This is a genomic window from Shinella granuli (genome assembly GCF_004341885.1).
Classification (GTDB): Bacteria; Pseudomonadota; Alphaproteobacteria; order Rhizobiales; family Rhizobiaceae; genus Shinella; species Shinella granuli.
On record NZ_SLVX01000001.1, the window covers coordinates 538,873 to 562,176 of the forward strand.

At 66.7% G+C, this 23,304-nt stretch carries 21 protein-coding genes; 7 read left to right on the forward strand and 14 right to left on the reverse strand.

The window, feature by feature from the left end; translation table 11 throughout:
- Nucleotides 1-3: 3 nt before the first annotated feature.
- The 11 genes from EV665_RS02535 to EV665_RS02585 all read right to left on the reverse strand — a co-directional run bounded on the left by EV665_RS02535 (nucleotide 4) and on the right by EV665_RS02585 (nucleotide 12,962).
- Complete coding sequence (locus tag EV665_RS02535) at nucleotides 4-681, reverse strand: DUF1028 domain-containing protein (RefSeq protein WP_133032959.1); 678 nt, start codon at nucleotides 679-681, stop codon at nucleotides 4-6.
- Between the two features lie 11 nt (nucleotides 682-692).
- Nucleotides 693-1,115, reverse strand: a complete 423-nt coding sequence (locus EV665_RS02540; RefSeq protein ID WP_064330400.1) for a RidA family protein — start codon at nucleotides 1,113-1,115, stop codon at nucleotides 693-695.
- 58 nt (nucleotides 1,116-1,173) lie between these two features.
- A complete protein-coding gene (locus tag EV665_RS02545) occupies nucleotides 1,174-2,190 on the reverse strand; it encodes an extracellular solute-binding protein (protein WP_133032960.1) in 1,017 nt (338 codons plus the stop codon).
- 34 nt (nucleotides 2,191-2,224) lie between these two features.
- The gene (locus tag EV665_RS02550; protein ID WP_133032961.1) at nucleotides 2,225-3,034 is read right to left on the reverse strand and encodes an ABC transporter permease; all 810 of its coding nucleotides are present in this window, start codon (nucleotides 3,032-3,034) and stop codon (nucleotides 2,225-2,227) included.
- A complete protein-coding gene (locus tag EV665_RS02555) occupies nucleotides 3,031-3,960 on the reverse strand; it encodes an ABC transporter permease (protein ID WP_133032962.1) in 930 nt (309 codons plus the stop codon). Before EV665_RS02555 ends, EV665_RS02550 begins: the two co-directional genes overlap by 4 nt.
- Nucleotides 3,957-5,048, reverse strand: a complete 1,092-nt coding sequence (locus tag EV665_RS02560; RefSeq protein WP_064330397.1) for an ABC transporter ATP-binding protein — start codon at nucleotides 5,046-5,048, stop codon at nucleotides 3,957-3,959. Before EV665_RS02560 ends, EV665_RS02555 begins: the two co-directional genes overlap by 4 nt.
- Before the next feature lie 10 nt (nucleotides 5,049-5,058).
- A complete protein-coding gene (locus tag EV665_RS02565; RefSeq protein ID WP_133032964.1) occupies nucleotides 5,059-7,140 on the reverse strand; it encodes an oxidoreductase in 2,082 nt (693 codons plus the stop codon).
- A gap of 270 nt (nucleotides 7,141-7,410) precedes the next feature.
- Nucleotides 7,411-8,892, reverse strand: a complete 1,482-nt coding sequence (locus EV665_RS02570) for an aldehyde dehydrogenase (protein WP_064330395.1) — start codon at nucleotides 8,890-8,892, stop codon at nucleotides 7,411-7,413.
- A complete protein-coding gene (locus EV665_RS02575; protein ID WP_064330394.1) occupies nucleotides 8,889-9,848 on the reverse strand; it encodes a LysR family transcriptional regulator in 960 nt (319 codons plus the stop codon). The genes EV665_RS02570 and EV665_RS02575 overlap by 4 nt, the downstream gene beginning before the upstream one ends.
- A 158-nt stretch (nucleotides 9,849-10,006) precedes the next feature.
- Nucleotides 10,007-11,263, reverse strand: coding sequence for a flavin-containing monooxygenase (locus EV665_RS02580; RefSeq protein WP_133032965.1), 1,257 nt, complete (start codon nucleotides 11,261-11,263; stop codon nucleotides 10,007-10,009).
- A 223-nt stretch (nucleotides 11,264-11,486) separates the two neighbouring features.
- Nucleotides 11,487-12,962: an NAD-dependent succinate-semialdehyde dehydrogenase gene (locus EV665_RS02585; RefSeq protein WP_133032966.1), complete on the reverse strand. Its 1,476-nt coding sequence runs from the start codon at nucleotides 12,960-12,962 to the stop codon at nucleotides 11,487-11,489.
- 293 nt (nucleotides 12,963-13,255) lie between these two features.
- On the opposite strand from EV665_RS02585, the gene EV665_RS02590 reads away from it, so the two are divergent.
- The gene (locus EV665_RS02590) at nucleotides 13,256-13,867 is read left to right on the forward strand and encodes a TerC family protein (RefSeq protein ID WP_064330391.1); all 612 of its coding nucleotides are present in this window, start codon (nucleotides 13,256-13,258) and stop codon (nucleotides 13,865-13,867) included.
- Between the two features lie 131 nt (nucleotides 13,868-13,998).
- Nucleotides 13,999-14,232: a tautomerase family protein gene (locus EV665_RS33040; RefSeq protein WP_064330390.1), complete on the forward strand. Its 234-nt coding sequence runs from the start codon at nucleotides 13,999-14,001 to the stop codon at nucleotides 14,230-14,232.
- A 114-nt stretch (nucleotides 14,233-14,346) separates the two neighbouring features.
- Here the strand turns inward: EV665_RS33040 and EV665_RS02600 are convergent, their stop codons facing one another.
- Nucleotides 14,347-15,237 carry a DMT family transporter gene (locus EV665_RS02600; RefSeq protein ID WP_133032967.1) on the reverse strand — a complete coding sequence of 297 codons (891 nt, stop codon included), beginning with the start codon at nucleotides 15,235-15,237 and terminating at the stop codon, nucleotides 14,347-14,349.
- A gap of 368 nt (nucleotides 15,238-15,605) precedes the next feature.
- On the opposite strand from EV665_RS02600, the gene EV665_RS02605 reads away from it, so the two are divergent.
- The 4 genes from EV665_RS02605 to EV665_RS02620 all read left to right on the forward strand — a co-directional run bounded on the left by EV665_RS02605 (nucleotide 15,606) and on the right by EV665_RS02620 (nucleotide 19,565).
- Nucleotides 15,606-16,583 (forward strand): ABC transporter substrate-binding protein, encoded by a 978-nt coding sequence (locus tag EV665_RS02605; RefSeq protein ID WP_133032968.1) that lies wholly within the window; start codon nucleotides 15,606-15,608, stop codon nucleotides 16,581-16,583.
- Between the two features lie 17 nt (nucleotides 16,584-16,600).
- A complete protein-coding gene (locus tag EV665_RS02610; RefSeq protein ID WP_133032969.1) occupies nucleotides 16,601-18,295 on the forward strand; it encodes an ABC transporter permease in 1,695 nt (564 codons plus the stop codon).
- The gene (locus tag EV665_RS02615) at nucleotides 18,283-19,314 is read left to right on the forward strand and encodes an ABC transporter ATP-binding protein (protein ID WP_133032970.1); all 1,032 of its coding nucleotides are present in this window, start codon (nucleotides 18,283-18,285) and stop codon (nucleotides 19,312-19,314) included. Before EV665_RS02610 ends, EV665_RS02615 begins: the two co-directional genes overlap by 13 nt.
- A 71-nt stretch (nucleotides 19,315-19,385) precedes the next feature.
- A complete protein-coding gene (locus EV665_RS02620; protein ID WP_133032971.1) occupies nucleotides 19,386-19,565 on the forward strand; it encodes a hypothetical protein in 180 nt (59 codons plus the stop codon).
- Nucleotides 19,566-19,681: 116 nt separating this feature from the next.
- On the opposite strand, the gene katG is transcribed toward EV665_RS02620, so the two are convergent.
- Nucleotides 19,682-21,856: a catalase/peroxidase HPI gene (gene katG / locus EV665_RS02625; RefSeq protein ID WP_064330384.1), complete on the reverse strand. Its 2,175-nt coding sequence runs from the start codon at nucleotides 21,854-21,856 to the stop codon at nucleotides 19,682-19,684.
- Between the two features lie 168 nt (nucleotides 21,857-22,024).
- Between katG and EV665_RS02630 the strand changes: the two genes are divergently transcribed.
- Complete coding sequence (locus EV665_RS02630; protein WP_133032972.1) at nucleotides 22,025-22,924, forward strand: hydrogen peroxide-inducible genes activator; 900 nt, start codon at nucleotides 22,025-22,027, stop codon at nucleotides 22,922-22,924.
- A 37-nt stretch (nucleotides 22,925-22,961) separates the two neighbouring features.
- Here the strand turns inward: EV665_RS02630 and EV665_RS02635 are convergent, their stop codons facing one another.
- Nucleotides 22,962-23,288 carry a DUF3307 domain-containing protein gene (locus EV665_RS02635; protein WP_064330382.1) on the reverse strand — a complete coding sequence of 109 codons (327 nt, stop codon included), beginning with the start codon at nucleotides 23,286-23,288 and terminating at the stop codon, nucleotides 22,962-22,964.
- Nucleotides 23,289-23,304: the final 16 nt, after the last annotated feature.

Here is a 23,304-nt window from a genome sequence, read left to right on the forward strand (position 1 = left end):
GGTTCACAGGTCGCCCGGCACGCCGTAGCTGGGGGCCCCCGAAGGGTCGAGTGCGCGCGTGACATAGGCGTCCATCTCGCCGCGCCAGCGCTCCCACAGCGCGGCGCAGTCTTCGATCGGGTCACCGTCGGTCCAGTCGACGCGCAGGTCCGCGACGTTCCAGGAGACCTTGTCGACCATGACGAGGCCCATGGAATGGACCGGTCCTTCCTCCCCGCCGGCGGCGACGGCCGCGCGCATCGCGGCGATCAGCCGGTCGCCGAGATGCTGCCCGGCCGTGGCCTCGAAGGCCTCGACCATCTTTCGCGGGATCTCCGTCGTCGTCAGCATGTTGCCGGCGGCGACCACGTCCTTCCCGCGCGCGGTCGCATGCGTGCCGAGGGTCCTTGCGCCCGAATAGGCGGCCGTGCGGCCGGCCGCGTCGACGAGGGCGAGCTGGCGGTATTCGATGTGCGGGGCTTCCGCGACGAGACGCTCGAGGGCCGCCTCCGCCGAGAGCCCGCCCGCCATCAGGTCGAGCCCCTTCGGGCCGAGGCGGGGATCGGTGACGTTCTGCGTCGAGACGGCGCCGACGCCGGCGCGCACATGGGCGCAGCGCGCCGCAACGCTCGGCGAGGAGGAGGAGACGGCGATGCCGAACATGCCGGTGTCGGCGCAGCGGCCGGAGACGGAAAAGGTCATGCCGTCCTCCGTCAGGCTTCGTCGGGAATGACGGCGGTCGCCTCGATCTCGACCAGCCATTCCGGCCGGGCGAGCGCCGAGACCACCAGGCCCGTGGAGACGGGGAACACGCCCTGGAGATATTTTCCCATCTCCGTATAGACGGCCTCGCGGTAGCGGATGTCGACGAGGTAGACGACGACGCGGCAGATATGGCTGAGGTCGGAGCCTGCCTCTTCCAGCAGCATCTTGATGTTTTCCATGGCCTTGCGGGCCTGCGCGCCGGCATCGCCGATATGCAGGCTCTCGCGCGTGTCGAGATCCTGCGCGATCTGCCCGCGCACGAACACCGTCGCCCCGCGCGCCACCACCGCCTGGCAGAGGTCGTTGTTCAGCTTTTGCTCGGGATAGGTGTCCTTCGTGTTGAAGGGGCGGATGCGGGTGTGCACGGGCATGGATGTCTCCTTGATGATGGCGGCAAGCGCCGCGGTCGCCCGCGGCGCGGCGGCGGGGCTATTGCAGAAGCTGCGTCCAGACGCGGGTCACGAGATCCTGCGCGGTGGCCGAGCAGGTGCGCGAGAAGGTGATCGGCACCTCGGGATAGAGTTCCGGCGCCTCGTCTCTGGTGTAGACGACCTTTTCCTGGATGACCTTCATCGGCGAGGAATGGGCGTAGAAGTTCATCTGGTCGGTGGCATTCTCCTGCGTGGAGAGGAATTCGATGAACTTCACGGCATTGTCGCGGTTCGGCGCGCCCTTGGGGATGACGAGGCTGTCCATCCAGCCGACGAGGCCTTCCTTGGTCATGGCGAGGCTGACGGGCGAGCCGGCCTTGCGTGCCTTCAGCGAATCGCCGTCCCACCAGAAATGGGCCGAGACCTCGCCGGAAGCGAGGCGGCTTGCGATATTGTCGGAGGAATAGGCGGCGACGGACGGTTTCTGGGCCATCAGCAGGTCCAGCACCTTCTTCATCTCGGCCTGGTCCTCCGAGCAGAAGGGCACGCCGAGATAGAGCTGGGCGGCGCCGATCACCTCGTCGGGATAGGAGAGCATGGCGATCTTGCCCTTGAGTTCGCCGTCCGGCTCGAAGAAATATCTGAAGCTGTCGGTCGGCCCCTTGTACTCGGCTGTATTCACCACGAAGCCGGCGGTGCCGTAGGCGAGCGGGATCGAATAGGCCTGCTCCTCATCCCACCACTGGTTGCGCCATTTCTCCTCGATGTTCTCGAAGGCCTTCAGCTTGCTGGCCTCGAAATTCTCGATGAGGCCCTCGTCGATCATCACGCGCAGGAAGTGCTGCGAGGGCGTGGCGATGTCGTAGCCGGAAGAGCCGGCCTGCAGCTTGGTCAGGAGGTCTTCGTTGGAGGTGAAGCTGTCGACGTTCACCTTCACGTCGTTCTCCCTGGAGAACTTTTCGATGAGGGCCGGCGAGATGGATTCGGCCCAGGCGTAGATGTTCAGCTCTCCTGCCGCCTGTGCGCCGGTGGCGAAGCAGAGGGCAAGGGCCGTGGCTGCGAGATATGTCTTCATTGTCTGTTCCTCTCTTTGGTTATGGTTTGGCCTGTCATGGTTCGGCGTCTTCACGGGCGCCGCGCGCCGCGACCAGCAGCGCGACGGTGGCAAGGACGAGCGAGGCAAGGATCAACAGCGTCGCGATGGCGTTCAATTCCGGCGAAGTGCCGGCGCGGATCAGCGAGAAGATGTAGACGGGCAGCGTCGTCGAGCCGCCGGTGGCAAGCAGGTTCGAGGTGATGAAGTCGTCCATCGAGATGAGGAAGGCGAGCATCGCGCCGGAGAAGACGCCCGGAAAGATCAAAGGCAGCGTCACCCGGCGGAAGGTCGTCCAGCGATCGGCATAGAGGTCGGCGCTCGCCTCTTCCAGATCGAGCGACATGCCCTGCAGGCGGGCGCGGATCGGCAGGAAGGCGAAGGGCGTGCAGAAGGCGGCGTGGGCGACGACGAGCCGCAGCATGCCGTTCTGGATGTCGAGCAGCGAGAAGAGGATGAGCGTGGCGACGGCAAGCACGATTTCCGGCAGGAGCAGCGGCAGGTTGACGATGGTCTCGGAAAGCTTGCGGAAGCGCAGGTTCTTGCCGCGGATGATGGCGAGCGCGGCGGAAAGCGCGATGAGGGTGGAGACGGCGGTCGCGATGGCGGCCACCGTCAGCGAGGTCTTCAGCGCGTTCACCAGCGCGGCATTGTCGAGCGCCGAGCCGTACCATTTGAGCGAAAAGCCCGTCCAGACGCCGGCCACGCGGTTGGCGTTGAAGGAATAGACGACGATGACCGCGAGCGGGGCATAGAGATAGAGGAAGAAGACGGCGGTGAGGGGCCTGAGGCCCGGATAGCGCTTGACGTCGTGGCTGATGCTCATGGCGCCACCTCCCTACGGGCAGCGCGCAGCGACGTGACGATCAGGAAGATCATGACGAGAGCCATCAGCGTCATCGCGATCGCCGCGCCGAAAGGCCAGTTGCGGCCGCCGCCGAACTGCAGCTGGATCAGCGAGCCCATCATCATCTGCTTGCCGCCGCCCATCAGCGTCGGTTCCAGCACCGCGCCGAGTGAGGGCACGAAGACGAGGATGGCACCGGCCGTAAGGCCGGGGGCGGTCAACGGCAGGATCACCCGGCGCAGCGTCACCCAGCGGTCGCCGTAGAGGTCGTGCGAGGCCTCGATCAGCGTGCCGTCCAGCTTCTCGATGGAGGCGAAGACCGGCAGGACCATCAGCGGCATGGCGGTATAGACCATCGCCGTCAGCGTCGCGCCGTCGTTGAACATGAAGCTCATGCCGGCGGGAAATCCAAGGGTCTCTAAGAGGCGCGGCAGGGTGCCGTCCTTGCCGAGGATGATCATCCAGGCATAGACGCGCAGGATCATCGAGACCCAGAACGGCAGCGTCACGAGGTAGACGAGCGCCGCCTTGCGGCCGGGCGGCTGGCGCGAGATGAAATAGGCGACCGGCACGGCGAAGAGGAGGCAGATCACCGTCGTCGCGCCGGCGAGCAGGAAGGTGCGCCCGATGATCAGGAGGTATTGCGGGGTGAATTCCAGCTCGCCCGTCCAGCCCTCGTTGAAGAGGATCTGGCGGTAGCCGGCAAGGTTGAGGTCCCAGGCAAAGCCGCCATGGGCGCCGCGCGTGGCGAGCGAGACGGCGGCGATGATGAAGATCGGCAGGATCAGCGCAAAGCCCATCAGCAGCCGCGACGGCAACAGCCCCCAGAAGGAGAGGTCGTGCCAGAAACGGGCGCGGGGCGCGTGCTCCGTTTCGGCGGGGGCGTGGAGGGCGCTGTCCGTCATGCCGCCAGCACCCGCGCCGAACCCGCCACGAAGCCGACCGGAACCGTCGCGCCGAGCGGGATCGTGTCGCCCTCGCGCGAGGCGTTGCGGCGCGAGGCGCGCAGCTCCGTTCCCGAAACGTCGAGCGTGTAATGGGTGTAGCCGCCCATATAGTTCTTGTTGACGATGCGGCCTTCGAAGATGAGCCCCTGGGCCTGGTTGCCGAGATTGATCTTTTCCGGGCGCACGGAGAGCGTTGCGCGGCCCCGGGCGGTGGGGCCGGTGGCCGGCACGGTGATCGACAGGCCGAAGGGCGTGCGGATGGTCGCCTCTCCGCCAGCGGTCTCCAGCACCTCGACTTCCAGGAAATTCGTCTCGCCGACGAAATCGGCGACGAAGCGGTTTACCGGCTCCTCGTAGATTTCCGTCGGCGTGCCGATCTGCTGCACCTCGCCGCCGCCGAGAACCGCGATGCGGTCGGACATGTCGAGCGCTTCTTCCTGATCGTGCGTGACGAAGACGAAGGTGATGCCGGTGTCGCGCTGGAGCGTGCGCAACTCGTCGCGCATCGCCTGGCGCAGCTTCAGGTCGAGCGCCGAAAGCGGCTCGTCGAGCAGCAGCACCTCCGGCTCGGGCGCAAGCGCGCGGGCGAGCGCGATGCGCTGGCGCTGGCCGCCGGAAAGCTGGGCGGGCCTGCGCCTGGCCATCGGGCCCATATGCACGCGCTCCAGCATCTCGCCGACGCGGTTTTTGATGCGCGCCTGCTCCCAGCCGAGGTTTTCGAGGCCGTAGGCGACGTTCTGCTCCAGCGTCATGTGCGGGAAGAGCGCGTAGCTCTGGAACACGGTGTTGACCCGCCTCCTGTGCGGCGGGATGGCGACGACCTCCTTGCCGTTGAGGAGGATCGAGCCCGAATCCGGGCTTTCGAAACCGGCCAGCATGCGCAGGAGCGTGGTCTTGCCGCAGCCGGACGGGCCGAGCATCGTGAAGAACTCGTTGCTGCCGATGTCGAAGCTGACCGATTTCAGCGCCTGGTAGGCCCCGAAGCTCTTGGAGACCGATTTCACTTCGATGGCCTTTTGGGCTCCAGTGGAATGGGGCTGGGTCATGCCGTGTTCCTCACGCCGGTTCGAGCTGGGTGACTTCGCGGCGGAAGGGCAGGGCATCGCCGATGTCGGGCGTGTCCAGTTCCCGCGCATAGCGGTGGCCGGCATAGGTCGCCCAGGCGATCGGCGCGGGGGCGCTCGCATCGCCGATGATCTCGACCGTCCTGATGCCGGCGTCCCGCCAGTCCGCCTGGCGGGCGAGGAGGTCGTTGTAGAGCGCGTCCTCGGAAAGGCGCGAGGCGACCATGACGACGGCGTCGCAGCCGATGGCCTTGCGGCGGCCGGTATAGGTGCAGTTCGTTTCGACCTCGCCGGCGCGGATGGCGGTGACGCCGCGGTTGAGGCGGATATCGACGCCGAGATCGTCGAGGCGCACATGGATCGCGCCCTGTTCCAGCGTGTTGCGCGTCCAGTCGGAGACATAGGCCGAGGGCGTGACGAGGATGACCGTCGCGCCGGCCTTCGCCATCACCTCGGCCATGACGCCGCCCATGTAGTAGTGGTCGTCGTCATAGACGACGACGGTCTTGCCCGCGAGGTTTTCGGGATGGATCTTCGCCATGATGTCGTCGGGCGTCCAGAGCGTCATCCCCGGGTCGATCGGCATGGGCACGACATGCTGGCGGGCGACGCCGTCGCGGCGCCAGTGCGAGCCGGTGGCGATGGCGACATGCTCGAAGCCGAAGCCCAGCACGTCCTCGGCGGTCAGGCGGCTGTCGAAATAGGTCTCGACATTGGTGCGCTGGGAAATCTGGTACTGGCGGTAATCGACGACGCGGCCCCAGGCGGAAAGGCCGGGCAGCAGCCGTTCGCGGGCAACACGGCCGCCGAGCGTGGTGGTGGCCTCGGCCAGCGTCACGTCATAGCCGCGCAGCGCGAGCGCCCTTGTCGCCTCCAGCCCAGCCGGGCCGGCGCCGACGACGAGCACGGTCTGGCTCTCGCCCTTCGCGTTCATGCGCTCGGGATGCCAGCCCTTGCGCCATTCCTCCATGAAGGTCGGGTTCTGCGTGCAGCGGCTGATCGACATGGTCATGTCGCCGGTGATGCACATGTTGCAGCCGATGCATTCGCGGATGTCCTCGATGCGACCCTCCTCGATCTTCTTCGGCAGGAAGGGATCGGCGATGGAGGGACGGGCGCAGCCGATGAAGTCGAGCACGCCCTGGCGGATCATGCGCGCCATCACGTCCGGCGAGGTGAAGCGGCCGACGCCGACGACGGGTTTCGTCGAGAGTTCCCGGATGCCCTTCACCAGGATTTCCTGCGCCCCCTCCTCCTTGAAGCGGGAGGGGCCGGAACAGTCCTCCCAGGCGCCATGCGCGAGGTCCCAGAGATCCGGCAGGTCGGCGTTCATCTCGACGAATTCGCGCACCTCGGCATTGGAGAAGCCGAGCTCGCCGATGGTCTCGTCGAGGCTGACGCGCATGGTGATCGCGGTCGTGTCGCCGACGGCCTCGCGGATATCGGCCACCACCTCGCGGGCGAAGCGCGAGCGGTTTTCCAGGCTCCCGCCATAGTCGTCGGTGCGCTGGTTGGTGGCGCGCGACAGGAAGTGCTGGAAGATGCCGAAGCCGTGCGCGCCGTAAAGACAGATGAGGTCGAAGCCGGCGATCTTCGAGCGCTTGGCCGCGTTGACGAACCAGCGGCGCAGATTCCTGATATCGGTGCGGTCGAGCGCGCGGGCCTGCACCGGGTCGTTGGTGAAGGTGCGGATCGGCAGCGCGGAGGGGGCGAGCGGCACTTCCTTCGTATAGAAGTTCGGGCCGTTGATGCCGGAATAGGCGAGCTGGATGCCGGCGAGGGCGCCATGCACCTTCATCGCGTCGGACATGCGGCGCAGGCCCGGAATGTCCTTGTCTTCCCACAGGCGCAGCTCGATGAAGGGCGTGATCTCCGAGGTGTGGTGCATCTCGGTCTGCTCGGTGAAGATGACGCCCCAGCCGCCCTCGGACTTGATGCCGCGCATGGCCGCGGCCGCGGACGGATCGCGATAGCCGCCGCCGTTGCAGTGCGGCACCTGATAGAACCGGTTTTTCGCGACATGCGGGCCGATCGCGAGGGGCTCGAACAGGATGTCGTATTTGGCGTCACACATGGCAATCCTCGGGGTTTGTGCGGCTATAGGATTGGCGGAAGGGCTTCGGGTAAATGATGCGTTCCGGAAGCATGGATTAGGTTCAGGCTAATCGAGACCGGCCGTGTGGCGGCCCGGTTTTCCCGATCGGGGCGAGATTATTCAGCGGCTTGAAAAATATCTTTTGATTTCAGTCAATTATGAAAAGGATGGGCGCCGGATCCCGCGGTGGAGAACCGGCGCCCTTGATGGCTGAGATCCGGGCGCGGCGAAGGCCCGGTGGATCGGTGCCTAGTATTTCACCCACACGGTCTTGAGCGCGCAGTATTTGTCGAAGCTGTGAAGGGAAAGGTCGCGGCCGAAGCCGGACTGCTTCATGCCGCCGAAGGGCGTCATGGCCGAGAGCGCGTCGACCGTGTTGACCGAAACCGTCCCGGCATGGAGGCGATCGGAAACGCAGAGCGCGCGCGAAAGGTCCTTCGTCCAGACGGAGGCGGCCAGGCCGTATTCGCTGTCGTTGGCCATGCGCAGCGCCTCCTCGTCGCTGTCGAAGGGCGTGATGGCGAGCACGGGGCCGAAGATCTCCTCCCGCGCGATGCGGGCATCCGGCGCGACCTCGTTGAAGATCGTCGGCCGGATATAGCAATCCGAGCCGTCGCGCGTCTCGCGCTGGCCGCCATGGGCGAGGCGGGCCTCCTTGCGGCCGATCTCGATATAGGAGGCGACGCGGTCGGCATGGGCCTTTTCGACGAGCGGGCCCATGCGGGTCGCCGGGTCGAGCGGGTCGCCGAGCGGCCAGGCGGCGGTGGCGGCGATCACCTTCTGCGTGAATTCCTCCTGCACGGAGCGGTGCACCAGCAGGCGCGAATTGGCCGAGCACACCTCGCCGGAATTGAACAGGATGCCGAAGGCCGCCATCTCGGCCGCCTTGTCGAGATCGGCGTCGGCGAAGACGAGGTTCGGCGACTTGCCGCCGGTCTCCAGCCAGACCTGCTTCATGTTGCTTTGCCCGGCATAGGTCATGAAGAGCTTGCCGACCTTGGTCGAGCCGGTGAAGACCAGCGCATCGACATCCGCATGCAGGCCGAGCGCCCGGCCGGCATCCTCGCCATAGCCGGGCACGACGTTGAGCACGCCGTCCGGCAGGCCGGCCTCGGAGGCGAGTTCGGCCAGCATCAGGGCGGAGAGCGGCGATTGTTCGGCCGGTTTCAGCACCACGCAATTGCCCGTGGCGAGCGCCGGCGCGAGCTTCCACGTCGCCATGTCGAGCGGGAAGTTCCACGGCACCACGGCGCCGATGACGCCGAGCGGCACGCGGCGGATCAGGGCGAGATCGCCGCGGCCGGTGGGGGCGATCTCGTCATAGAGCTTGTCGATGGCCTCGGCGTGCCATTGGAAGAAATGGGCCGAACCGGGGGCGTCGATGGTCGAGCTGTCGCCGATCGGCTTGCCGACGTCGAGCGTCTCGAGAAGGGCCAGTTCCGGAATGTTGTCGCGGATGAGGGCGGCCAGGCGCAGCAGCACCTCCTTGCGCTCGGCCGGCGACCTGCCCGACCAGCGGCCGTCGTCGAAGGCGCGGCGGGCGGATGCCACGGCGATGTCGATATCCTCGGCGGTGCCGCGGGAAACGGCGGTCAGGACTTCGGCATTGGCCGGGTTCACGGTCTCGAACCGGCCGCCCTTCGCCGCGTCGCGAAAGCCGCCGTCGATATAGAGGCCGTTGCGGAATTTCAGGCGTGCCGCGCGTTCGCGCCAATCGGTGGTCGTCGTCATGAACTGCCTTTCTCTTGCTGAGGGTCGTCGGCGCAAACCGGCAGGTCCATGCCCATGCCGCGGATCGTCTCGCCGCAGAAATCGATGAAGCGCCGGACGGTGAGCGCCGGGGTCGCGCCGGCCATCGAGAGGATGCCCATGCGCATGGGGCGCAGGTTCCCGGTCAGCGGCACGAAGGTGAGCCGGCCGCCATCCAGCGCATAGGTGGAAACCGGCCTGATATTGGCGATGGAATAGCCGAAGCGGTTGGCGACCATGGCGCGCATGACGGACATGTCGCGCGTGCGCTCGGCGATATGGGGCGTCACGCCGGCCTCGCGGAAGAGCGAGAGGAAATAGGCCGAGCTGTGCGGCAGGTCGAGCAGGATCATCGGATGGGGGGCGAGCTCCTCCACCGTCACGCCGCGACGGCCGGCCAGCGGATGGTCCTCGTGCAGCACCGCGTAGGGCGGCAGCACGGCAAGCTCGTGGAAGGTCACGTCGGCGGGAATGTCGAGGTCGTAGCTGAGCGCGATGTCGAAGCGCGCCATGCGCAGGCCTTCGAGGATGCGCGCCTGGTCGCGCTCGTACTGGAAGAAATCGACGTCGGGATAGACATCGGAAAAGGCGCGGCGCAGCGAGGGGATGACGGCCTGCGCGAAGGTGACGAGACAGGCGACATGCAGCGGCCCGCGCACCTGGCCGGTCAGCTCGTTGGAAAGGGCGTTGAGCTTGGCGGCTTCCGAGAGGATCTGCCGTGCCTGCGCGACGAAGCTGTGGCCGGCCTGCGTCAGCGACAGGCCATGGGCGTGGCGGCGCACGAAGAGATTGATGCCGAATTCCTTCTCGAGCTGCGAGATCGCGGCCGAGACGGACGGGGCCGATACGTTCACCCGTTCGGCCGCCTCCGTGACCGAGCCGAATTCCCCGACCGCGACGAGATATTCCAGTTGCCGGAGCGTGAAGCGCAACACCATGTCTGTTCCCCTGTTGAGGCGCCAATTAAGGAACAGATTCGCACGCGCGGAAAGGGTGCGCGCCTCGGGGCTGTGGACGGCAGGGTCGTCCTCGGGGGCGGGATGTCGGTTCATGGCATGCTCGCTTCCTCCTTGCGGGCGGCCGGTGCCGGTGCCTTTCAGGAGGCCGCGGCGGCGGCGGCGGTTCTCTCTGCGCTGCGATGCTCGGCGATGTAGCCGGCAAGGTAGTCCGCATCGTGCCAGCAGCCCCAGATGAAGGAGGAGGCACGGCGCGAGAGCCAGGGCAGGCCGACGAAGAAGAGACCGGGCACTTTGGAGACGCCGCGGTCGTGGATGGGGCGGCCCTTCTCGTCGAGCGCGTCGAGCTTCAGCCAGCCGTAGTCGACCGCATAGCCCGTCGCCCAGATGATGGTGCTTATGCCGGCTTCCTTGAGGTCCAGCGTAAGGATCGGATCGGTCAGGCAGGCCGGATCCGGCTCCTTGCGGCGCGCCTCGGGCTCCTCCGGCAGGTCGAGATGGTTTTCGGCCACATAGGCGTCGGCGCGATCGAGCAGGGAGAGGTGATTGGCATCGCCCCGCGCAATGTTCTCCTCAAGATCGGCGGCGACATGCAGCACGCCGCCCGCAAACCGCTCCGCCCGGCCGAGCAGCGTCATGCCGCGATTGCCGAGGCGGCGGAAATCGACGGTGTTGCCGCCATAGGCGCCGCTGACGGCGATGGTGACGTGTTCGGTGTTCGGCGCGGGCACCTTGAGGTCCCAGATGCCGAGCACGCCGAGCCACCAGCAGAAGTCCTTGCCGCGATAGCGCCGCGGCGGCCGGTCGTGCGGGCCGATGGAAAGGTAGACGCGCCGGCCGGACCGCAGCAGTTCTTCGGCGATCTGCGTGCCGGAGGAGCCGGCGCCGATCACCAGCACCGCGCCCTCGGGCAGCCGGCCGGGATTGCGGTAGGCGTTGGAATGGATCTGCGTGAGGCCCGCTTGCGCCGGCACGAGGGCGGGCATGACCGGGCGCTGGAAGGCGCCGGTGGCGGAGACCACGTTCCGCGCCTCGATCACGCCGTCGGAGGTTTCGACGCGGAAGGTGTCGCCCTCCTTGCGCACGGACCGCACTTCGACGCCGCAGCGGATCGGCGCCTTGATCTGTTCCGCATAGGTCACGAAGTAGTCCGCCACCTGCTCCTTCGGGGCGAAGGCGTCGTCGTGGAGGCCGGCGAAGGTCAGGCCGGGGAAACGATCGTGCCAGGCCGGGCCGTTGGCGACGAGGCTGTCCCAGCGGGCGGTGCGCCAGCTTTCGGCGATGCGGGCCTTTTCGAGCACGAGATGGGCAATGCCGCGCCTGCCGAGATGTTCGCTCATCGCCACGCCCGCCTGACCGGCACCGATGACGAGCGTATCCACTTTTTCCACTGCCATGCCGCTTTCCTTCCCGTTTCCGGAGCACCGGCCCGGCGACCGGCCCTTACCGCTGTGTCGGGGTCGATGTGTAGTGGAAGGCGGAAAGCGCCGACATGAGCGTTTGATTCAGCGCTGATTAGGCGGCCGCTAAGCTGCGCGCGTTTTGCCGGGGCCTCCGTGGGCGCCGGTGGATTGACGGGGTCTTGCCGGATGCGCCCCGGCGCGCCGCCGGGGCAGGTCGTCAGATGCCGCCCATGCAGAGGTACTTCATCTCCAGATAGTCCTCCAGGCCGTGGCGGGAGCCCTCGCGGCCCATGCCGGATTGCTTGACGCCGCCGAAGGGGGCGGCCTCCGAGGACATGCGGCCGGTATTGATGCCGACCATGCCGTATTCCAGGGCCTCGGCCACCCGCCAGACGCGGCTGAGATTGGAGGCGTAGAAATAGGCGGCGAGGCCGTAGATCGTGTCGTTCGCCTCGCGCACCACCGCATCGGCATCCGTAAAGCGGATGATCGGGGCGAGCGGGCCGAAGGTTTCCTCCTGCGCGATGCGCATGTCGCGGGAAATGCCGGTGAGCACGGTGGGCGCGAAGAAGGTGCCGGCGCCCTCGATGCGTGTTCCGCCGCAATGGACGCTGCCGCCGCGCTCGACCGCATCGGCGACATGCGCCTCGATCTTGGCGAGCGCCCGCGTGTCGATCAGCGGGCCGATCGCGACATCGGGATCGAAACCGTCGCCGACGGAGAGCGTGCGCACCCGCTCGGTGAATTTCCGTGCGAATTCGTCGTGCACGCCGGCCTGGACGTAGAGCCGGTTCGCGGAAACGCAGGTCTGGCCGGCATTGCGGAATTTGGCCTGGATGGCGCCGTCCACGGCAGCCTCGACATCGGCATCGTCGAAGACGATGAAGGGTGCGTTGCCGCCGAGCTCCAGGCTGAGCTTCTTCACCTGGTCGGCGCATTGCCGCATCAGGAGCCGCCCCACTTCCGTCGAGCCGGTGAAGCTGATCTTGCGCACCTTGGCATTGGCGCAGAGCTCCCGCCCGATGGCATCCCCCTCGGAGGCATAGACCAGGTTGACGACGCCGGCCGGAAAGCCGGCCTTTTCGGCAAGCGCGAACATCGCGCCCGCCACCAGCGGCGTCTGTTCGGCCGGCTTGAGCACGACCGTGCAGCCGGCCGCAAGCGCCGGCGAGATTTTTCGCGCCACCATCGAGGCAGGGAAGTTCCAGGGCGTGATGGCGCCGACAACGCCGATCGGCTGCTTGATGACGATCATGCGCCGGTCGCGGGAGGGCGCCGGGATCGTCTCGCCATAGACCCGGTTCGCTTCCTCCGCATACCATTGCAGATAGGCTGCCGCATGCGAGACCTCGGATTTCGCTTCGGCGAGCGGCTTGCCCATCTCGGCGGTCAGGATGGTGGCGAGGTCGTCCGTATGCTGCACGATGAGCTGGTGCCAGCGCCACAGCGTATCGGAGCGCTCGCGCGCCGTGCGCGCGGCCCATTCGGTCTGGGCCTCGCCGGCCCGGTCGATCGCCGCGCGCGCCTCGGCGGTGCCCATGTCGGGAATGTCGGCCAGCAGCGCGCCGGTGGCGGGATTGAAGACCGCGAACGTGGGATTGTCGGCGGCAAGGCCAAGCCAGGCGGGCTCGGCGATCGCTTCGAACAGCGCCGGGTTCTGCAGGCGGCGAATGAGATTGTGAGACAGGGCCAAGCGGTGTCCTCCCGATGAGACGTCTTGACGATGCAATAGGGGAGCAGCCGGCCGCCTGCAATCGGGATGATGCATCCGGGGAGAGCTCCGGAACCGGCCGTCCTGCCGCAATGAAAAAGGGGCAGGGGATTGTCGGCGTGACGCTTTGACCTCTTCCCGGCTTTCGGCGATGAATGGACGGGCGGGAAGGGGCGGGACCGCTACGGCATCCAATCCGTTCGCGCATGAAAGAGACAATCGCCGGCCGTCTTCGCGGTACTCGCCAGCCGGTGCATACCAATGGGTGACGGAGCATGGAAATTCTGACGGCCGCCGGCCTGACGGCGCTTTTGCAGGTCATCGCAATCGACCTTGTCCTTGCCGGCGACAATGCGGTGGTCATCGGTCTTGCGGCGGCGGGCCTTCCGGCCGAGCAGCGCAAGAAGGCGATCCTGGTCGGCATCCTTGCGGCGACCGTGCTGCGCATCGCCTTCGCCACGGTTGCGGTGCATCTGCTCGCGATCATCGGCCTCCTGCTCGCCGGCGGCCTGCTGCTGCTCTGGGTGTGCTGGAAGATGTGGCGCGAGCTGCATGCCGGTCATGGCGGCGAGGAGGAGGTGAGCCTTCAGGACACGCCGAAAAAGACCTTCCTGCAGGCCGCCACGCAGATCGTCGTCGCCGATGTTTCCATGTCGCTCGACAATGTGCTGGCCGTCGCCGGTGCGGCGCGGGAGCATCCGAGCGTGCTGATCATCGGCCTTGCGCTCTCCATCGCGCTGATGGGCATCGCGGCCAACTTCATCGCCAACCTGCTCAACAAGCACCGCTGGATCGCCTATATCGGTCTTGCGATCATCCTCTATGTCGCGCTCGACATGATCTATCGCGGCGCGATGGAGGTGATGCCCTATCTGGCGGTCGGCTAGAGCAATTCCGGCAGAAGGGCGAAGCGGTTTTTCGCGTTCCCGTGAGGGATTTGCGTGGGTGAAGGAATGGACAAGGCCATGGCCGTGAGCACGGCGAAGGACGACAGGCAGATCGCAACGGGGAGACAGCAATGCCGCATGTGATTCTCAAGATGGTCGAGGGGCGCACTGAAGAGCAGAAGAAGGCGCTCGCCGAGGCGCTCACCCGGGCCGTGACGACGACGCTCGGATGCGGCGAAGACCTCGTATCGGTCGCGATCGAGGACTTCAAGGATGCGGAATGGATGGCCAGGGTCTATGTGCCTGATATTCAGCAGCGGCCCGATACGATCTACCGGATGCCGGGCTACGGCCCCGAAGATTAGACTTCGAACCAGGCACCTGCCTTTCGGCGCCGCGGCAAGGTCGTCGACCGGTCCGCGAGTTCTGCGCGGCCGCGCCGGCAGTGGCGATGCTTCTGCTCGTGCCTCCGGCGCCTTTCACATGAAGATCAGCCCCATGCCGATGACGACAAGGACGGCGCCGGCCCAGGCGCCGCCGGCGGGCCGTTCGCCGGTCTTCAGCCAGAGCATGGGCAGGATCATCACCGGCGAGGTGGCGGACAGCGTCGAGACGATGCCGACCTTTCCGCCGGACAGGGCAAACAGCAGCAGCGTCATGCCGATGGCGAGCGCGAGGATGCCGGTCAGGGCGGTCATCGCCGCGACCTTGAGCGTCAGCGGTCCCTTCGGTTTTATGGAGGGGATCGGCAACTGGATGAGGATGCTGAGGCAGAAGGCGGCGACGCCGACGCGCAGGAGCGAGGCAAGGAAGGGATCGATGCCGGTCGCCATGACCGGCCGGGCGAGGATCGAGCCGATGGCCTGGCCCGTCGCCGCGCCGATGCCGAGCAGCACGCCGATCGACAGCGGCCCCTTGATCGTTTCCCATTGATGCATCTGCGCCCGGCGCTTGCCGAAGACGATGGCGAGCAACACGCCCGATGCCGTCAGCAGGATGCCCGTCACCGCGAAGGCCGACAGCGTTTCGCCGAGCACCAGCCAGCCGAGCAGGGCGGTGATGGGTGCGTTCAGGGCGAAGAGGATGCCGGAGCGGCGCGGGCCGAGACGGTTGAGCGTTTCGAAGAGCAGCGTGTCGCCGACGAAGATGCCGATCAGCCCGGACAAAAGCAGCGGGCCGGCGCTCCCCATGTCCAGCTCGCGCCAGACGCCCATGAGCAGGACGTAACATGCCAGGAGCCCGGTGACGAAGACCTGGCGGGCCCGGTTGAAGGCCGGTGCGCCGAGATGGCCTGCGGGACCGGCCGAGATCAGTCCGGTCAAGGCCCAGCAGGTCGCGGCGCCCAGCGCGGCAAGTTCGTGGATTGGCATGGCTTTCCGATCGGTGAAGGACGGTCCGGGAGATGATTGCGTGTCACGCCGTTAAAGCGGGATCGCGCGGCTTTCGTCCAGAGCTGCCTGTGTCCGTCAACAGGGACTTTCGGTCGGGGGGATGGCGACCTCGTCGAAGACACGGCCCTGTGCCGGCGAAACAAAATTTGCCGGAGACGGGGAGATCGGGGGGGCGAATGGCGGATTTGCCGGCTTTGGCAATCATTAGCCGGCTCAATCTCGTCGCTGGTCTTGGCCTTCCCAGCCGCCTTCGCGTCCTGTTCGCGGAACCTCGATGCGGGAAAAGTGTCACATAGGTGTCAAGCGATGGGGGTAGGGAGCGATGACGTTCCCGGAAGGATGCTCTCATGAAAACCCTTGTTTCCGCCTTCGCCCTTCTCGCCGCCGGCCTTGCCGCCCTGCCGGTCTCTGCCGCAAATCTCGTGCTCTACACCAGCCAGCCGAACGAGGACGCACAGGCGACCGTCGACGGCTTCATGGCCGCCAACCCCGATATCAAGGTCGACTGGGTGCGCGACGGCACGCCGAAGATCATGGCCAAGCTCCAGGCCGAGATCGCGGCCGGCAATCCGGTTGCCGACGTACTGCTGATCGCCGATACCGTCACGCTCGAGCGCCTGAAGCAGGACGGCAAGCTGCTCGCCTATGCCTCGCCGGAAGCCGGCAACTACGATGCCAGCCTCTACGACAAGGACGGCTACTATTATTCGACCAAGCTGATCACCACCGGCATCGTCTATAATACCGCGGCCGCGATGAAGCCGGCAAGCTGGCAGGACCTCGCAAAGCCGGAGGCCAAGGGCCTTGCCACCATGCCGAGCCCGCTGACCTCGGGCGCCGCCCTCATCCACGCCCAGACGCTGGCCTCTGTCGACGGCCTCGGCTGGGACTACTACAAGGCGCTTGCCGAAAACGGCGCGACGGCGGCGGGCGGCAACGGCGCAGTGCTGAAGGCCGTCGCCTCGGGCGAGAAGGCCTATGGCATGGTCGTCGACTACATGCCGATCCGGGAAAAGGCGAAGGGCGCGCCGGTCGCGTTCGTCTTCCCGGCCGAAGGCGTTTCCGCCGTCACCGAGCCCGTCGGCATCCTCGCCTCCTCGAAGAATGCCGAGGCGGCGAAGAAGTTCGTCGATTACGTTCTTTCGGTCGAGGGCCAGGAAGGCTTCGTCAAGCTCGGCTACATTCCGGCCCGCAACGGCATCGCCATGCCGGACGGTTTCCCGGCGCGCGAGACGATCCGCGTGCTGCCGCTCGATGCGGCGACGGCGCTGAACAACACCGATGCGGACCTGAAGACGTTCTCCGGTTATTTCGGCTCGAACTGAGGCACGCCGCCAGCTTCATGCATGGATATGTTCGTCCGGGAAACAGCCAGCCCATCTGGCTGTTTCCGTTCATCGCAAGCGTGGTCGTCGTCCTCAGTGTGCTGCCCCTCATGCGGCTGGCGGTGACCGGCATCGCCGCGTTTGCCGATGGCGGCGCCATCGAGGTGCTTTTCGATCGCACGCTCTGGTCGGCAACCTATTTCACGCTGGTCACCGCCATCATCGGCACCCTCGTCTCGCTGGCGATCGGCTCACTCTTCGCCTTCCTGCTGACCTTGACCGACATGCCGGCCCGGGGGGCGCTGAGCTTTCTCTTCGTGCTGCCCATGATGATCCCGCCGCAGGTGACGGCGCTCGCCTGGGTGCAGATGTCCGGCCCATCGAGCCCGCTCCTGAAGGCGCTGCACATCGCGCCGCCCCTCGGCTCGCCGCAGCCGCTCTATTCGGTGGGCGGGATCGCGCTGCTCTACGGCGTGCAGCATGCGCCGCTCGTCTATCTCGCCCTCAGGGCGGGGCTGATGAACGTGCCCCGCGACGGGATGGAGGCGGCGCGGCTTTCCGGCGCTTCGGCCCTGCGCACGTTCCGGGATATCGTCCTGCCGCTGGCGCTGCCCGGCATGATCGCGGGTGCCGCCATCGCCTTCGTCTCCTGCATCGGCAATTTCGGCATCCCGGCGATCCTCGGCATCCCCGCCTCGATCTACACCCTTTCGACCCTCGTCTTCACCAAGTTCGCGGCCTTCACGGATCGCACCTTCGGCGAGGTCGCGGTGCTTTCCGGCGTCATCGCGCTGATCTCGGTGGCGGGGCTTGCCGTGCAGGAGCGCGCGCTCGGCGGCCGGGATTACCGCATTCTCGGCCAGTCCGGCGCGGCGGCATGCCTTCCCGTCGGCCGGTGGCGGTTCGTCTTCCTGCCCGTGCTGGCGATCCTGCTCTTCTTCATGCTGGTCGCGCCCTTCCTCGCGCTGCTCGCCGGTTCGCTGGTGCCGGCCTATGGTGTGCCGCTGACAGTCGAGACCCTGTCCTTCCACGCCTTCGAGGAGGTGTTGCTGCGGCAGGCGATCACCCGGACCGCCTTCGCCAATTCCCTGTTTCTCGCCGCCGTCACTGCCATCGGCCTGCTCGTCCTGTCGGTGCTTGCGGGCTATCTGCTGACGCGCCGGCGGGACGCGGCATCGCGCATGGTGGCGAGCCTGATCGAGATCCCCTATGCGCTTCCCGGCATCGTCGTCGCCGTGGCGTTCATCCTCGTCTTCGCGGCCCCGCTGCCGGTCTTCAACGTGACGCTCTACGGCACGATCTGGATCATCCTCGTCGCCTATTTCGCGAGCTTCTTCGCGGTCAGCCTCAAGCCCGTCGTCAGCGCCTATCGCCAGCTCGACCCGGCGCTGGAGGAGGCGGCGCGCCTTGCCGGCGCCGGCTTCCTCACGCGCCTCAGGGATATCATGATACCGCTCGTCGCGCCCGCCGCGGGCGCTTCCGTCATCCTCGTGTTCCTCATCGCCTGCAACGAACTGACGGTTTCGGCGCTGCTCTGGTCCGCGGGCACGCAGACGCTCGGCGTCGTGATCTACAATCTCGACGACAGCGGCGGCTCCGATCTTGCCTCCGCGCTTTCCGTGCTCGTCGTCCTCATGGTCGTCGCCATGATGCTGCTGCTCGAAGCGATGGCGAAGCACCTGCCGAAGGGGGCGGTGCCGTGGCGAAGCTGATCCTCAACCATGTCAGCAAGGACTTCGGCACCGGCCGGCCGGCGGTGAACGGCGTTTCGCTCGACGTGCGCGAGGGCGGTTTCCTCGCGCTGCTCGGCCCGTCCGGCTGCGGCAAGACGACCGTGCTGCGGATGATCGCCGGCTTCGAGGCGCCGAGCGACGGCGCGATCTTCCTCGGCGAACGGCTCCTGGCCGATCCCGCCCAGTCGCTGCCGCCCGAGCGGCGCAACATGGCGATGGTGTTCCAGTCCTATGCGCTGTGGCCGCATATGAGCGTCGCCGACAATGTCGGCTATCCGCTGAAGGTGCGTGGCGTTTCGAAGGATGTCCGCCGCCGCCGGATATGCGAGGCACTCGATACGGTGCGCCTTGCCGATCTCGCCGACCGTCGCCCCGCGGAGCTTTCCGGCGGCCAGCGCCAGCGTGTCGCGCTCGCGCGCTGCCTCGTCACCCAGCCGGATGTCGTGCTGCTCGACGAGCCGCTCGCCAATCTCGACCGGCATCTGCGCCAGGAGATGGAGGAGACCTTCCGCGAGTTCCATCAGCGCTCCGGCGCGACGATGGTCTATGTCACGCATGACCAGAGCGAGGCCATGGCGCTTGCCACCGACATCGCGGTCATGTCCCGGGGCGAACTGCTGCAGGTCGCGTCGCCGCAGGAGATCTATGCGCGTCCGGAAGGACGGCTTGTCGGCAGCCTGATCGGCCGCGGCGCCATCCTCTCGCTTGCCGTGCCCGCGGCGGCGCCACGCAAGCTCGAATGGGACGCGATCTGCGCGCTGCTGGGCGCATCCGCGCCTGACGGCGGCGTTCTGGCCGACGTCCTGGTCCGGCCGGAGGATGTCAGGCTGGGCGGCGAGGGGGCTGCCGCGCGTGTCCGCTCATCGCTCTATGAGGGGGAGCGCTACAGCGTGACGCTGGACCTGGCGGACGGCCAGACCCTCCGGGCCTTCAGCCGCGAAAGGCCGATGCCGGGTGACACCGTATCCGTGACGATCACGTCCGCCTGGCGGCTCTAGCGAAGAATCTCCGGGAACCAGCGTCCGGCAGAATCGTTCGTCTCTCATCTTTCAATGGAGAACAGGTTGCCATGGACGAGAAGTCACAGGTTTCGAAGTCGAAGGAAGACAGGCGCCGGGACGAGAAGAAGCCCGGCGTGATCGTTGCCGGCCCGGAGGCCCATGCGCGCGAGCGCGCCGGAAAGGCGCCGGAGGGGCGCAAGCCGAAATCCGGGGACGTGCAGCCGAAGAGCCCGGCAAATCCGTCGTAGGGCGTTTCCGCTTTTCCGCCCTTTTGCCGGAATTGCTCCGGCCTTGCGGCCTTGCATTCCTGCTGAAGCCTTCCCCCGCTCATGCGGGGGAAGGCGTGCGTCTGATGGCCTGCCGGTCAGGCGGCCAGATCGAACCGGTCGGCGTTCATGACCTTGACCCAGGCGGCGACGAAGTCGTTGACGAACTTTTCCTTGCTGTCGTCCTGGGCATAGACTTCCGCATAGGCGCGCAGGATCGAGTTCGAGCCGAAGACGAGGTCGACGCGCGTCGCCGAGTATTTGGCGGCGCCCGACTTGCGGTCGCGGATCTCGTAGAGGTTGTTGCCCGTCGGGATCCACGAATAGGCCATGTCGGTGAGCGTGACGAAGAAGTCCGTCGTCAGCGCGCCGACGCGGTCGGTGAAGACGCCATGGGCGGTGCCGGCATGGTTTGTGCCGATGACGCGCAGGCCGCCGACGAGGGCCGTCATTTCCGGTGCCGTCAGGCCCATGAGCTGGGCGCGGTCGAGCAGCAGCTCTTCCGGGCTTACCACATAGTCCTTCTTCTGCCAGTTGCGGAAACCGTCGGCGAGCGGTTCCAGCGGGGCGAAGCCGTCCACATCGGTCTGCTCGGCCGTCGCATCACCGCGGCCCGGTGCGAAGGGGACCGTGACGTCGAAGCCCGCGGCCTTCGCCGCCTGCTCGACACCCCAGTTGCCGGCGAGCACGATGACGTCGGCAAGGCTTGCGCCCGAAGCGGCCGCGATCGGCTCCAGGACGGCAAGCACCCGGCCGAGACGCGCCGGCTCGTTGCCTTCCCAGTCCTTCTGCGGGGCAAGGCGGATGCGCGCGCCGTTCGCGCCGCCACGGAAGTCGGAACCGCGGAAGGTGCGGGCGCTGTCCCAGGCGGTGGCGACGAGGTCCGCGGCCGAAAGGCCGGAGGCGGCGATCTTCGCCTTGACGGCGGCGACGTCATAGTCCGTGCGGCCGGCCGGGATCGGATCCTGCCAGACGAGGTCTTCCGCCGGCACGTCCGGGCCGAAGTAACGCGACTTCGGGCCCATGTCGCGATGGGTCAGCTTGAACCAGGCGCGGGCGAAGGCATCGGAGAACGCGGCGAAGTCGTTCTTGAAGCGCAGCGAGATCTCGCGGTAGATCGGGTCCACCTTGAGCGCCATGTCCGCGTCGGTCATCATCGGGATGGTGCGGATCGAGGGATCCTCCACGTCGACCGGCTTGTCTTCCTCGGCAATGACGATCGGCGCCCACTGCGATGCGCCGGCCGGGCTGTGGGTCAGCGTCCATTCATGCTTGAACAGCATTTCGAAGAAGCCGTTGTCCCACTTCGTCGGCTCGGAGGTCCATGCGCCTTCGATGCCCGAGACGACCGTGTTGCGGCCGATGCCACGGCCCTTCGTGTTCATCCAGCCGAGACCCTGGAATTCCGGGCCGGCGGCTTCCGGATCCGGGCTGAGATCGCCCGCGCTGCCATTGCCGTGCGACTTGCCGATCGTGTGGCCGCCGGCCGTCAGCGCGACGGTTTCCTCGTCGTCCATGCCCATGCGGGCGAAGGTCTCGCGCATCTGCGCGGCCGTCGCCAGCGGGTCGGACTTGCCGTTGACGCCTTCCGGGTTGACGTAGATGAGGCCCATCTGCACGGCGGCGAGCGGGTTTTCCAGCGTTTCCGGCTTGGAGACGTCGCCATAGCGGCCGTCGCTCGGGGCGAGCCACTGCTTTTCGTCACCCCAGTAGACGTCCTTTTCCGGCGCCCAGATGTCTTCGCGGCCGAAGGCGAAGCCGAAGGTCTTCAGGCCCGCCACGTCATAGGCGATGGTGCCGGCGAGCGCGATCAGGTCGGCCCAGGAGATCTTGTTGCCGTATTTCTTCTTGATCGGCCAGAGCAGGCGGCGGCCCTTGTCGGTGTTGACGTTGTCCGGCCAGGAATTGAGCGGGGCAAAGCGCTGGTTGCCCGTATTGGCGCCGCCGCGGCCGTCCGCGGCGCGATAGGAGCCGGCGGCATGCCAGGTGACGCGCGCCATCATGCCGACATAGCTGCCCCAGTCGGCCGGCCACCAGTCCTGGCTGTCCGTCATCAGGGCGCGCAGGTCCGCCTTCAGCGCCTCGACGTCCAGCGTCTTGAGCTCTTCGCGGTAGTTGAAGCCCTTGCCCAGCGGATTGGTCTTCGTGTCGTGCTGGTGCAGGATGTCGAGGTTGAGCGCGTTGGGCCACCAGTCCATGACGGAATTGTTGAGGGCGGTGGCGCCGCCGTGCATGACCGGACACTTGCCGGTCGTCGTCGTCTTCGTATCCATTTGGTCCTCCAACGGATTTTCTTGATTCGACAGGTCACCGGAAGGGGACTTGCAGGCGCGCCTCTTGGGTCGGCGCCGCGGTGAAGCGTCTTCCGGGTTGCCAAGGCGTAGCAAAGGCCAGTCATAAATTCCAATTGTAAAAACTAAAGGCTCCGATATGCTCAGGTTATGAATGGCCTGACCATGAAACATCTGCGCTATTTCGAGGCGCTTGCCCGCATCGGCCATTTCGGCCGGGCGGCGGAGAGCTGCGCCATTTCGCAGCCGGCGCTCTCCGTGCAGATCCGCGAGCTGGAGGAACTGGTGGGCGTGCCGCTCGTCGAGCGGGGCGGGCGGCGCATCCGGCTGACGGGGCTTGGCGAGGAATTCGCCGAGCGGACGCGGGCGATCCTGCGCTCGGTCGACGAGCTGGAGGATCTCGGGCGGGCGGCGCACGGGCCGATCGCGGGCCGCCTTCGCCTCGGCGTCATCCCGACGGTCGCGCCCTATCTCCTGCCGGACATCATCAAGGCGCTGGCGCGGCACTATCCCGGCATCGACCCGCGGCCGCGCGAGGCGATCACGCAGCGGCTGATCGAGGACCTGACGGAGGCAAAGCTCGACGCCGCCATCGTCGCGCTGCCGATTTCGGAGCCGGCCCTCAAGGAGATCGCGCTCTTCGACGAGGAATTCGTGCTGGTGCGGCCTCTGGAGGATGCCGGAAAACCGGTGCCGAGTTCCGACAGGCTGCACGAAATGCGCCTGCTGTTGCTGGAGGAGGGGCACTGCTTCCGCGACCAGGCCCTTTCGGTCTGCAATATCGGGGCATCGTCGGTGCGCGATCTGATGGAGGGAAGCTCGCTCTCGACGCTGGTGCAGATGGTCGGGGCGGGCATCGGCGTGACGCTCATTCCGCAGATGGCGGTCGATACGGAAACCCGGTCCGCATCGGTCTGCATATCGTCGCTGGCCGAACCCCGGCCGACGCGGACGATCGGCATGGTCTGGCGCAAGAGCAACCCGCTTTCGGCGCAGTTCGCCACGATCGCCGAGATCGTCCGCGATACCGGCCTGAAGAAGCAGGCATGAGCGGGCGGGCGCGTCCCGGAAGGGCGCCCGGTCCCCGTCATGGCGCCATCAGGGCCAGGCTTGCAACCAGCCAGACGAGCTTGCATAGGAGATGCAGGGCCTGGTCCTGCGCGAAGCTGATCTTCCGCCTGATCTTGGTCTCGTCGATCAGGACATGCAGGACCCATTCGGCAAGGCCGAGCAGGGCGCTTCCCGTCACCAGCAGCACCACGGCGCCGTGGATGCCGGCATGGGCGACGAGGTGGTAGGCCCGCAAGGGGCCCTCGACCTTCGCCTTCACCAGGAAGTCCGATTGCAGGGGATAGTCGGCCAGCCAGTGCCCTGCGCACAGCAACAGACCCATGGTCAGAATTTCGTTCGTCATCGAATGAACTGTGCGG

Coding starts and splice junctions, on each gene's coding strand:
- EV665_RS02545 (WP_133032960.1), bottom strand. CDS start 2,190: ATGAAGACATATCTCGCAGCCACGGCCCTTGCCCTCTGCTTCGCCACC.
- EV665_RS02635 (WP_064330382.1), bottom strand. CDS start 23,288: ATGACGAACGAAATTCTGACCATGGGTCTGTTGCTGTGCGCAGGGCAC.
- EV665_RS02620 (WP_133032971.1), top strand. CDS start 19,386: ATGGACGAGAAGTCACAGGTTTCGAAGTCGAAGGAAGACAGGCGCCGG.
- EV665_RS02535 (WP_133032959.1), bottom strand. CDS start 681: ATGACCTTTTCCGTCTCCGGCCGCTGCGCCGACACCGGCATGTTCGGC.
- EV665_RS02600 (WP_133032967.1), bottom strand. CDS start 15,237: ATGCCAATCCACGAACTTGCCGCGCTGGGCGCCGCGACCTGCTGGGCC.
- EV665_RS02610 (WP_133032969.1), top strand. CDS start 16,601: ATGCATGGATATGTTCGTCCGGGAAACAGCCAGCCCATCTGGCTGTTT.
- EV665_RS33040 (WP_064330390.1), top strand. CDS start 13,999: ATGCCGCATGTGATTCTCAAGATGGTCGAGGGGCGCACTGAAGAGCAG.
- EV665_RS02560 (WP_064330397.1), bottom strand. CDS start 5,048: ATGACCCAGCCCCATTCCACTGGAGCCCAAAAGGCCATCGAAGTGAAA.
- EV665_RS02605 (WP_133032968.1), top strand. CDS start 15,606: ATGAAAACCCTTGTTTCCGCCTTCGCCCTTCTCGCCGCCGGCCTTGCC.
- EV665_RS02555 (WP_133032962.1), bottom strand. CDS start 3,960: ATGACGGACAGCGCCCTCCACGCCCCCGCCGAAACGGAGCACGCGCCC.
- EV665_RS02630 (WP_133032972.1), top strand. CDS start 22,025: ATGAATGGCCTGACCATGAAACATCTGCGCTATTTCGAGGCGCTTGCC.
- EV665_RS02565 (WP_133032964.1), bottom strand. CDS start 7,140: ATGTGTGACGCCAAATACGACATCCTGTTCGAGCCCCTCGCGATCGGC.
- EV665_RS02580 (WP_133032965.1), bottom strand. CDS start 11,263: ATGGCAGTGGAAAAAGTGGATACGCTCGTCATCGGTGCCGGTCAGGCG.
- katG (WP_064330384.1), bottom strand. CDS start 21,856: ATGGATACGAAGACGACGACGACCGGCAAGTGTCCGGTCATGCACGGC.
- EV665_RS02570 (WP_064330395.1), bottom strand. CDS start 8,892: ATGACGACGACCACCGATTGGCGCGAACGCGCGGCACGCCTGAAATTC.
- EV665_RS02550 (WP_133032961.1), bottom strand. CDS start 3,034: ATGAGCATCAGCCACGACGTCAAGCGCTATCCGGGCCTCAGGCCCCTC.
- EV665_RS02575 (WP_064330394.1), bottom strand. CDS start 9,848: ATGGTGTTGCGCTTCACGCTCCGGCAACTGGAATATCTCGTCGCGGTC.
- EV665_RS02590 (WP_064330391.1), top strand. CDS start 13,256: ATGGAAATTCTGACGGCCGCCGGCCTGACGGCGCTTTTGCAGGTCATC.
- EV665_RS02540 (WP_064330400.1), bottom strand. CDS start 1,115: ATGCCCGTGCACACCCGCATCCGCCCCTTCAACACGAAGGACACCTAT.